This is a genomic window from Verrucomicrobium spinosum DSM 4136 = JCM 18804 (assembly GCF_000172155.1).
Lineage (GTDB): Bacteria > Verrucomicrobiota > Verrucomicrobiia > Verrucomicrobiales > Verrucomicrobiaceae > Verrucomicrobium > Verrucomicrobium spinosum.
Window position 1 is genome coordinate 4752569 of record NZ_ABIZ01000001.1, and the last position, 10680, is coordinate 4763248.

Here is a 10680-nt window from a genome sequence, read left to right on the forward strand (position 1 = left end):
AGGGGGACGGGCGCAGCGCAGCAGGTGGGTGGTGGGAGGGGGCTTGGGAGCCTGGGCTAAATCAATCGGAGCGGAGTCTTGGTCTTTTTATCCTAGAGGTCATCGTCGGAACCCGTGTGCAGGGAGGAAGCCTTCTGGTAGTCCGTCACGGTGCCTTCAAAGAAGTTCTGCTCCTTGCGGATGTCCTGCATCTCCGCCAGCCAGGGCAGCGGATTCACGATGCCCGGGGTGAGCGCCGGCAGCCCCACGCTCGCCAGACGGCGATCCGCGATGAAGTCGATGTACAGCTCAAACTCCCCGGCAGTCAGACCCACCGCAGCCACCGGCAGGCAGTCGCGGATGAATTCCTTCTCCAGCGCCACGGCCTCTTTCATCAGCTCGACCAGCTCCTCGCGGAACTCCGGCGTCCAGATTTCTGGATTCTCATCAATGAGGTCCATGAACAGGTTGCGGAAGACCTTGATGTGGTTGCTCTCGTCCCGCAGGGTGTAGCGGAACATGGTGCCGATCCCCGGGAACTTGCCCTGGCGGTACAGGCTCAGGATCATGCCGAAGAGCCCGTAGAACTGGGTCCCCTCCATGCACTGGCCAAAGACAAAGATGTTCTTCGCCAGGAGACGCTTGTTCTCGATCTGCGTCAGGTCCAGGTCGCGACGCAGCGCGTTGGAGGAGCGCGTCACGAACGCGTTCTTCTTCACGATCGTCGGGATGTCTTCAAACATCGCCTCGCACTCGTGCGGGTTGATCCCCAGGGAGGAGATCATATAGAGCAGGGAGTCCGCGTGGATGTTCTCCTCATGCGCATGGCGGCCCAGCACCAGCTTCAGCTCAGGTGCCGTCACGAGTTCCCGCACCACGTGTTGGATGTTGTCCCCCACGATGCCTTCGGCGGCGGAAAAATAGCCGATGCCCATCATGATGATCCAGCGCTCCACCTCGGCCACCTGGTCCACAGAGCGCCATTGCTCCACGTCCTTCTGCATCTGGATGTCCTCCGGCTCCCAGTGGTTGGCCTTCATCACCCGGTACAGGTCATAGGCCCACTGGTACTTAAGAGGCAGGAGATTAAACGTCATGGTCTGACGCCCATTGATGACGCGCTTCGCATGAAAGGCCGCCTCAGCTTTGTCCTGATCCAAGACGAAGGTGCGATTGCCGATTTGAAATGTTTTTTCCATGGTGGGAGACGGAAGGAGAGATCTGCTTGAGAGAGAGGGAGTTGAGCCAGAACCGAGCGTCGGGTGTCGTGTCGTGGGGCACAAGTAGAACACAATATGTTGTGCCGGTCCACACATTTGGCCACTACCGGCGGGGCAAAACCTGCTTTCCCTAGTATTTGGCCGGATCGAGGGACTTTAAAAAGTTTTCAAGTAAAAACCCTGTTCGTTTCAATCGAAAATTTGTGATTTCCGGTTGCAAAGTACCAACTTTTCCAAGCAACTCAGAGTGAGCGAAATTAAGGAAAACTGAGCTGATGCGGCAGGAAATTTGATCCCTCCAGCGGCATTGTTCCTGCACTCCAGCGCCGCTTTTTTTGCGCCCGAAAAGTGGCAGGTGGTAGCCCGAAAATCCTCGGACGCGCCCTGGAGCACCTCTGCTAATCGGGTCCATCGACACAAATTCGGCGTCCCAAGGTGGGAGTACCCCATTTAAACCAAACTTCGCTGTTGATCATCAACCCGTAGCGAATGCTTAACACGCCGCCAGTAGCGGAGGTTGGTCGTCGGTATCAGCCCCGAAAAGCCTGAGAAGCCTCACACAAAGGCACGAAGGCACAAAGATCGGGAAGCTCTAAGTAGTGCTGGTCCCGCGTGCGGGACTGGCGTCACCCAGTTCCGCATCGGCCCCAGCCCACCAACCACCCCAGCCCCCCGCTGGCAGCGTTGGAATTCCGTCACCGCCTTGCGGGACCAATGCCATCAGGGAAAAGGATAGTTTTGCTGTTTTGCCTAGGCAAGCCCGGGATAGCGACAGCGCATCCGCCATCCCGGTGGCACGAATGCCACTTCAGAAGGACCGAAGGTCCGGCCTGATAGCAGCCTTGGGCAACGCCCAAGGAATAGATGTCCCCATCAACCCTTGAGGGCTGAAGGCCCGGCCTCATCAATCCTGCCCACGACGAGCATCCCTGAATGACCCCGGGCCTACAGCCCTCAACATCTAAACCAACGTCAACCTTGGGCGTTGCCCAAGGCTGCCATCACGCCGGGCTTTCAGCCCTCAGGTCATTCCCAAAAAGGAGGTCATCGGCCACGCCACTTTTTCCCTGATGGCATTGGCGTTTACGCGGCTCAGTCGAGCGGCACCCCTGACCTCCTAGGCGGTCACGATAGGTCAACCGCCTTTCCGGCCCCCCCACCCCTCCGCTCCCCAGCGGGGCTGGAACCTCCGCCTCCCTTAAGCTTCCCGGCAGGCGTCACTTAAGTGCAAGGCAGAAGCGCCATCCCGGCTCTTGCCCTCGCTGGGAGATCTGGAGAACAAGTACCGAGACGGTTCTTCTACAATCTTGACGTAAAGGAGGGGGGGGCCCAACCCCGCTCGTGTGACGTTTCATCGACGCCAGACGATCAAACCACCCCAGCGGTCAATCGGCAGGGTTGGAGTTCCGCGTTTACGCGGTCACTCCCCGCGCCACCCAAAGCCCCCACCTCGCCCACAACTCTCAAACCACCTCGTAGCGCAAATTGGCAATCTACTGTGCCGCCGATTGGCAATCGGCACCAGCGCCCCCAAACCTCCAAAGCACGTCCAACCCCACCCACCTCCCTCTTCCAATCTCAATTCTTCCGTCTTCCCAACCCCGCGCAGCCGCCCCCCTCTGAATACTGAAAACTTGAAACTTCAAACTCCCCTTGCACTTCCCCTCCCCTCATGATAAACCTCTCCTCCCGTCCCCAAAAGGTCGGGGAAATTAAGACCAAAAAACGGAAGGGTGGCTGAGCCCGGTTTAAGGCACACGACTCGAAATCGTGCGTAGCCAAAAGCTACCGAGGGTTCGAATCCCTCCCCTTCCGCCATCTGCTCCAAAGAGTGCCGGGAGCTTGGGCCTATCAGCCCCGCATCCTTACGATGATCCAGCGCGATCACCTCAAGGGTGAATGCCCTTCCCACCGATCTTTGGCAAAAGGGCTCCCCTGTGGAGATTTGGGATAAAATCGCAATGGCGCTTCATCGCCGACGACATTCAAGGCTTCGCACCGGGGGCGGCCAAAATAAGTCACCCGCTGCCCGCGCAGGAAGGCGAAGCAGCCCTGCACACCGCCCCTCATGGCGCGGATGCTGAAGTCGCTCCAGGACTGGTGATTCTGCTGGCTGTCGAGGATGTTCGCCCGCAGGCCTGCGGCATCAAAATCAACGGCCACTGGCGGCAGATTTTCCCACGTGACCGGCAGGATTTCCTGCGCTGCGTCCTCCGCAGCCTCCCGCCGCCACATCATGCGCAGGGCGAGGTTAAAAACCCATGCCTGGTGCCCCCGCACCAGCGCATCCAGCGCATCCAGCGCATCCAGCGCATCCAGCGCGGTCATGTCACCCTGCCGGCACCGCGCGACCAGCGTATCGTCCTCCCTGTCGGGAGGGGAGGAATCAGCGGTTGCTGCTGCAGGCTTCATGAGAGCGCTCCATCCTATGGGTCCTTTCTGCGGAGGGAACCATCGGGTAAAGCCCCACCAGCGGGCTTCACGAACTTCCTCCGCGCCCGCGAGGCTTTTGCCCGCGATGCACAGTCGGTGGCATGATCGTTCACCAGGCCCATGGCCTGCATGAAGGCGTACACCGTGGTGGGGCCGACGAACTTCCAGCCACGCTTCTTCAGATCCTTGGACAAGGCGATGGACTGAGCGGAAGTGGAGGCCGTTTGTGGTTCCGCCAGGCTGGCTGGATCCGGCTCGTAGCTCCAGATGTAGGCGGCCAGGGAGCCGGCTTCCTTCTCCAGTTCCAGAGCCCTTCTGGCATTGTTGATCACCGCCTCGATCTTGCCGCGGTGGCGGATGATGCCGGCGTCCTGCAGCAGGCGCACCACATCGTTTTCCTCGAACCGGGCCACCCGTTGATAATCGAAATCATGAAAGGCGCGCCGGAAGTTTTCCCGCTTGGCCAGAATGGTCCGCCAGCTGAGGCCAGACTGAAACCCTTCCAGGCTCAGTTTCTCAAAAAGCCGGCGGTCATCGCTCACCGGAAAGCCCCATTCCGTGTCATGGTAGGCGGGAAACTCCGGAGCGAGACTGCACCAGTGGCAACGTCGTATTCCATCGGTATCGAGGTAGGTTTCGTTCATGCTGGTTGGAGGGATCAGGAAACCAAAAACTGCAGGCGCGGATCGGCCATGCCCGGATCCAGCTCTATGATCTCCGCCGTCACCACTCGTTCTGCCACGAAGGGGTCCTCCTGCACGCGTTGCTGAATCTCGGCCAACGTCACGCCGTGCGCCAGAAGGCAACCGCCTTGAGCGGAGGCGAGACTCCCGGCGAGCAGGAAGACGCCATCGTCAAAACCCCGGCTGAGCCACTGCTTGTGTCCGGCCATGAATTGCGGCGCTTCAGACTGGCGGGAGGAAAATCGGAGCAGGATGATGAACATGGTGAAATGCTGATGCAATGGGGTTGGGAAAAAAATTGGCTCAGAGACGGCGCAACAGTTGATCCAGAGTAGAGTTCCAGCACCCTTCGTGACGAGCCCGCATCGCTTCATCCGGGAAGAGGGTGTGCCGCACCTCCACCTCGGTTTCGTGATCACTTAGCGGACGGAAGAACACGGACACCATCGTGTCCTTCCCCGCATCGATGTCCGGCGGCTCCGGCATCCAGGTGAAGATGAGGCATGCCATCGGCTGCACCGTGAGGTACTTGCCCCGCAGCAGGAACTTCGCCTGCGGCCAGGTGAAGTGGAAGACATACTCGCCACCCTCTCGCAGATCGTGCTCCACGATCTCCAGCGTGACGTCGTCATAAGGGCGAAACCACCTGGTGAGATGCTCCGGATCCGCCCAGGCCTGATACACAAGCGCAACGGGATGCGGATAACGACGGATGACTTGAACTTCGAGCGGAGGTTGATGCACGGGCATGACGCAAAATCAGGAGGCAGACTTTTGGGACTTCGGGTTCGCGGAAACGGCTCCACTTTGCTGGCTGGCCATGGTGTCGAGATACGCCCCCAACCGGTCCAACTGCCTTTCCCACAGCTTGCGATACCGTTGCACGAAGGCGGAGGCATCAGACAGCGGCGTCGCATCCAGCCGCAGCCAGTGCTCCCGCCCCTTCTGCTCACGCCGCACCAAACCCGCACGCTCAAGATTGAGGATGTGCTTGGACGCCACATTCAGCGAACAATCAAACTGCGCCGCCAGATCCGTCACCCGCACCGGCTCACGCGCCAGCAGCTCCAGCATCCCCCGCCGGGTGGGATGCGCCAGAGCGGAGAAAGTGTAGTCGAGCGCCGTCACACATTCACCCATATGGATGAATGTTTTACACGAGGAACTAATACTGTCAAGGCACCAACCGAAGAAGCCGCGCGAAAGTCAGCTCATGAGAGCCTCGCGCTCCTGAGCGGTCCACGGCGGCGGCGCAGCAGGCAGCAGCCCAGGGCCACGCCGAGCAGCAGAGCCCGGGAGGGTTCTGGGACGACCTCACCCTGAATCTGAAGACTGTCGAGACGCAGGCTGCCGTTGGTCGTCGAGTACACGCCTACAGTGAACGTGATCGGGGTGCTGACATTCGTCAGATCAGCCGAGTAGGCGCTCAAGTCAAAGGAGTAGAGATTGGAGGAAGATGGCGCGGTGTTGTTGTTCACCACGGCACCCGTGGTGTCGTAGGCTTTGGTCGTGGTGCCAAGGATGGTGCTGCCCGTCGCGCTGCTCTGCACAAAGTACGTATAGCTGCCTGACGTGTTGGTTTGATTTGCCCAAGCGTAGAAGCTGATCTCGGTCAAGTTAAGCGCGTAGCCGCTCTCAGGGGTCAACGTGACGGAGAAGAAGTCGCTGGCCGTGATCGCAGCGGCGGGCGAGGCTGTCGCTGCCGCGGCTGAGGGAAAGACATACGGATTGCTGCCGCCAACTCCCATGACGCCGTTGTAGCTGGGCGAAACCGCAGTGCCCGTGCTGCTAAGCGTTCCCGCTCCGCCGTTGGTTCTCAAACCCGAGCCCACGCTGAGACTCGACACGGTCAGATAGGGCACGGCACCTGCGGCATTCGAGTAGGTGCTTCCCGAATAGGGTCCTGCCGCGGGTGTGGTATTCAGGAAATTGAGCTCCGCCGAATTGTCGAAATCCCACAGTCCGAGAGTCACCGCAGAATGAGCCGGCAGGATGAGATACGCCAGAGCCAGCAATGTCAGGCAGAAGGCACCTTTGCCGTTCGCATTCGTTCCACCGGAGAAATGGGGTCTGTCCGGACGGGCCGTTTTCAAGGTCGCAAAAGGTAGTTTCATAGTACGCTTTGGAGGGGAAGCACTGCTTGATATTGATCAAGATCATGGCAAAACCACCCCACCCCGTCTCCCTCTCATCATGCACCATTTGGGGACACCTGGTCCCTTGACAAAATCCATTGCCGCAATTTCCCGGCATTTCTCATCCCCTCAGACCGCGTGCCCGGGCGCTGGTGAGGTCGGGGTCACACTCTCACAATCCCACGCCGAATAGCTTCTGCAGTGGCCTGCGCGCGGTCATGCACCCCCAGTTTCTCGAGAATGTGGCTCACATGGCGTTTCACCGTGTCTTCGGAGATGGCAAACAAGGCGGCGATCTGTTTGTTCGCGTGTCCTTTCGCGATCAGTTCCAGAATCTCCCGCTCACGCATGGAGATCCCCACGCACAGGCGCAGGTCCGCCAGGCGTTGCTCCAGTTCAGGCGGAAGATAGCTCCCGCCCGCGGCCACCCGCCGCAGGGCCGTCAGCAACTCGTCGCGGGAGGCGGTCTTTTGCAGGTAGCCCGCCGCCCCGGCGTCCAGCGCCATCTGCACCTCGTCATCGTGGGCAAAGGTGGAGTAAACCAGGATGCGGGCCTGTGGATCATGAGCCCGCAGGATGGCTGTAGCCTGCACGCCGGTGATCCCAGGCAGTTGCAGATCCATCAGCACCACACCCGGCTGCCGGAGCTGGTACACCTCCAGCGCGTCTTCCCCGCGCTTCGCTTCGCCCACGACCTTGACGTCGCCCTCAACCTCGAGCGCCGCGGCCAGACCGCTCCGCACGACGAAATGATCATCAACAATGAGAACGGTCAGCGGAGGGGTCATGAGTGGAGCAGCAGTTGTTTGGCGGCTTGCCCATGGGCGGCCGGGGCGGATCTTTCCAGCATCAGTTCGATCTCCAGGGTGGTGCCCTGCCCTGGCGCAGAACGCCAGAGGGCGATCCCGCCGAATTTTGCGCAACGCTCCTCAATGCCAATGCAGCCGAAGTGTCCCCTTTGTCCGCCGTGCAGTGCCTCGGCGTCAAAGCCTTGCCCATCATCCGCAATGGTCATCCGCAACCGGCTCCCCTCCACACCCAGAGAGAGGCGGATGCAACCCGCGCGGGCGTGTTTCAGCGCATTGGTCACCCCCTCGCGTGCGATCATGCGCAGATGATGAACGGTGCGGGAGGGAAGCGGGGGCATGGGGCCGCTGACTTCCAGTTTCAGCACGGGACCGCAGCCCAGAGGGTGCTCATCCACGATGGCCTGCAAGGCCGCCACGAGGTCCGCGTTCTCCCGGGAAGGCACGCGCAACTCCGAGACCAGGCTGCGTGTCTCCACCTGCATCTGCGAGACCAGGCCGCGGGAGGCGCGCAGGAGGTGTTCCCCTCTCTCATTGACGCCGTGTGCCTGCACGGCCTCCAGCCGGAGCAGCAGCCCGGTGAGCCCCTGCTCCAGGGTATCATGAAACTCACGCGCGATCCGCTGCCGCTCATCATGCGCAGCTTCGCGCTCGATCCGCCAGCGCAATGCCGTCGTCTGACGCCGCACCTGACGCCGCAGCATCGTGATCCACAGCCCCGCCAGCCCCATCGCGAACAGCAGCACGCCCACCACCAGGGCCAGACGCTGCGCCGTCCACCATGAGGGTGAGTTGAGCACCTCTACGTCATCCGCACTGCGGCTGCGCAGGCTCACCGTACGCGGCACGGACTGCACGCCTGAAGCCGTCATCTTGATGGAGTCCACCTGGCAGATCCCGGTGACCCGTACGCGTGAGCCAGCCGGCGGCTCCTGTGCCAGCAGCGGGGCCGAGACGCGAAACGTTCTGCCGCCCTCCTGCAGCACCAGCACCAGCCCCTCCTCCGCCCTGAAGGAGCCGGAGAGAGTCGCAGTCACCGCGACCAGATCGTTGTCATGCGCACCGTTCAAGAGATCGGTCATGCTCGCCTCAATCGCGGGAGGCTCCGGTCCAGGCTCCTGTTGAATGAGGCGCGTGTTGACCAGGGAGGCGCCAAACCCCTGTATCTTGGGAAAGCCGACGGCTTCGATCCTTGTGCCCGCGCTCAAAAGCATGGGCGGGTGCAGTTGCAGCCCGAGCGCCGTCGCCTCATCACGAATAAAGACCGTGCCGTCTGAAAAGGCGGCGACGACCGTGCCAGCGACACGCACGCGATGTCCGTTCTGACCCACCACTCTGAAGGCCAGCAGCTTGCTGGCGGAGATGGTCGGCACGTCCTGCACGGGTGGAGCAGCCTTCAGCACCTTGAGCCAGCTCCAGTCCTGGAGCCATAAGATGGGCTGGAGGAGCTGCCGCCGGTGGTTGATGGTCCCTGCGGCCAGCCCTTCGATGCGCACCCGGCTGTCCACCAGCAGATGCCCTTCCTGCGGCGGCGCATAGACATCCACCTCCAGCAGGTCCTGATTCATCGCCAGGTGAAGGATCGTGTGATCCCCGTCTCCGCTCGGCGTCACGGACTGCACGATGCCTTCCGCCGCCACCAGCTGGTAGTGATAGCGGCCGGAGAGCAGGTCGGCGTAGGACACCGGGGCAGCGGGCGGCGTCTCCCCATGCCCCAGCTTCTTATAGGTGGCTTTTTGGATGCCCGGCATGTACATGCCCGGCGAGGTGACACCTCGAACCCCGACCTCATCCCCCACCCGCAGCGCCAGCACGTTTGAGCCGCGAAAGAACGTCCCCGCCGTCTTGTCCTGGATGAGCACCGATCCTCGCGGATCCACAAAGATCACCGTCCCCTGCAGTGCCACGGGCAGCTCTTTCTCCGCTTCTTCCGGCGGCAGCGAACGCACCTCCAGGGCGGTTCTCAAGGGCGTCTCCACGCCGAACGCCATCGCGCAGACCAGACTGCTTCCCAGCACGGCCAGCCAGCTCAAGGCTGGCAGGCGGTATGCGGTCATGCAGGGGCGCGGAGGCATTCAGGCACTCTACACATCAAGCGAAGAGCGAGGCAATAGGTTTGCCTTCATCCGTGATGGGGATGGGGCGCGAACCGTCCATCAGCGCCCGATGGGGATCAATGCCCATGGCCGCGTGAATCGTCGCATGAAAATCCGGGATCGACACGGGATTCTCCGCGATGTTTTTCGAAAGCTCATCCGTCACGCCATAGGCGCCGCAGTGTCTCAATCCGCCCCCGGCCAGCACCATGCTGAAGGTGGTGCCTTGATGCCCACGCCCACCGCGTCCGTCGAACTCTGCGGGGCGGCCAAACTCTGTGGCCATCACCACCAGGGTCTTGTCGAGCAGCTTCTTCTCCTCCAGATCCCGGAGCAAGGCAGAGACGGCAGTGTCCAGATCACGGATGAGCGTGTGCTGGTTGATCTGGCCCTCATTGTGCGTGTCCCAGCCGGTGCCGTTGATGAAATTCAGATTTTGCGACACCTCGATGAAGCGCACCCCGGCCTGCACCAGCCGCCGTGCCAGCAGACAGCGCTGGCCGAACTCGCCTCCGTACTGCTGCCGCAGGGTACCGGGCTCTTCATCAAGCTTGAAGTGCCGCATGAAGCCCGGCCCCGCCAGTCGCAGGGCTTCACGTTGTGCCTCCTCGTACTCCCCGGCCATGGTGCCCTCCGGCGCTTTCTCCAGCAACGGTTTCAGCAAGGCCTGCCGCCGCGCGGTGCGATCCATGTTCACCCACTCAGGGCGCGTGAATCCCGCCGGTCCAGACTCCGTGTCCGTGAGATAGACATACCCATGGCGCGCCCCCAGAAAGCCCGGCCCCCGGCTCACATTGGGAAATCCCATGAGCATGTAGGCGGGCACATCCGGATCGGCCGCACCCCGTTGCTGGGCCACGATGGAGCCGATGGAGGGATACGTCACCGTGCCGCTGATCATCCTGCCGGTATGAACGAGGTTGGTGGCGAAGGCGTGCTCATCCACCACGTGATGATTGACCGTACGCACCACCGTCATCCGCTCCGCCATACGCGCGAGCTGGGGGAGATGCTCCGTGAACTGGACGCCCGGCACAGAGGTGTCGATCGCTGCATAATCCGAGCCCGCTACCTTTGGCGATGCCTTGGGGTTGCCACGACGTTTGGGGTCAAAGGTATCAACCTGCGCCATGCCGCCGCCCAGCCAGATGAAGATGCAGTGTTCCGCTTTGCCCACAGGCATCGGCGCAGCCGCCTTCATCAGGCCCGGCAGCAAGGGAGCGGCCGCGAACGCGGCACTCTGCTGTAGAAAACGGCGACGGCTCAGGTGGCGGGTTGAGAGGTTGTTCATGATCGAGGGGTGATGAGTAAAAGAGAGAGAAAGAGTC

The 10680-nt window shown here is 61.5% G+C and carries 10 protein-coding genes and 1 tRNA gene; 1 reads left to right on the forward strand and 10 read right to left on the reverse strand.

Annotation, left to right across the window (positions count from 1 at the left end):
• Positions 1–92: 92 nt before the first annotated feature.
• Entirely contained in the window at positions 93–1178 is a 1086-nt protein-coding gene (locus VSP_RS19225; RefSeq protein WP_009962734.1) for a ribonucleotide-diphosphate reductase subunit beta, read from the reverse strand.
• Positions 1179–2926: 1748 nt separating this feature from the next.
• Between VSP_RS19225 and VSP_RS19230 the strand changes: the two genes are divergently transcribed.
• Positions 2927–3017: transfer RNA gene (locus tag VSP_RS19230), tRNA-Ser, on the forward strand.
• Positions 3018–3083: 66 nt separating this feature from the next.
• Here the strand turns inward: VSP_RS19230 and VSP_RS39675 are convergent.
• The 9 genes from VSP_RS39675 to VSP_RS19275 all read right to left on the reverse strand — a co-directional run bounded on the left by VSP_RS39675 (position 3084) and on the right by VSP_RS19275 (position 10643).
• Entirely contained in the window at positions 3084–3611 is a 528-nt protein-coding gene (locus tag VSP_RS39675) for an RNA polymerase sigma factor (RefSeq protein ID WP_009962735.1), read from the reverse strand.
• A gap of 14 nt (positions 3612–3625) precedes the next feature.
• Positions 3626–4276 carry a DNA-3-methyladenine glycosylase I gene (locus VSP_RS19240; RefSeq protein WP_009962736.1) on the reverse strand — a complete coding sequence of 217 codons (651 nt, stop codon included), beginning with the start codon at positions 4274–4276 and terminating at the stop codon, positions 3626–3628.
• 14 nt (positions 4277–4290) lie between these two features.
• The gene (locus tag VSP_RS19245) at positions 4291–4578 is read right to left on the reverse strand and encodes a YciI family protein (protein ID WP_009962737.1); all 288 of its coding nucleotides are present in this window, start codon (positions 4576–4578) and stop codon (positions 4291–4293) included.
• Positions 4579–4618: 40 nt separating this feature from the next.
• Positions 4619–5065, reverse strand: a complete 447-nt coding sequence (locus tag VSP_RS19250) for an SRPBCC family protein (protein WP_009962738.1) — start codon at positions 5063–5065, stop codon at positions 4619–4621.
• Positions 5066–5074: 9 nt separating this feature from the next.
• Complete coding sequence (locus tag VSP_RS19255) at positions 5075–5455, reverse strand: ArsR/SmtB family transcription factor (RefSeq protein ID WP_009962739.1); 381 nt, start codon at positions 5453–5455, stop codon at positions 5075–5077.
• A gap of 71 nt (positions 5456–5526) precedes the next feature.
• On the reverse strand, positions 5527–6429 hold the full coding sequence (locus tag VSP_RS19260; RefSeq protein WP_009962740.1) for a PEP-CTERM sorting domain-containing protein: 903 nt from the start codon (positions 6427–6429) through the stop codon (positions 5527–5529).
• A 185-nt stretch (positions 6430–6614) separates the two neighbouring features.
• Complete coding sequence (locus VSP_RS19265; protein ID WP_009962742.1) at positions 6615–7238, reverse strand: response regulator; 624 nt, start codon at positions 7236–7238, stop codon at positions 6615–6617.
• Entirely contained in the window at positions 7235–9313 is a 2079-nt protein-coding gene (locus VSP_RS19270; RefSeq protein WP_009962744.1) for a sensor histidine kinase, read from the reverse strand. The genes VSP_RS19265 and VSP_RS19270 overlap by 4 nt, the downstream gene beginning before the upstream one ends.
• A gap of 34 nt (positions 9314–9347) precedes the next feature.
• On the reverse strand, positions 9348–10643 hold the full coding sequence (locus VSP_RS19275) for a DUF1501 domain-containing protein (RefSeq protein WP_009962745.1): 1296 nt from the start codon (positions 10641–10643) through the stop codon (positions 9348–9350).
• Positions 10644–10680: the final 37 nt, after the last annotated feature.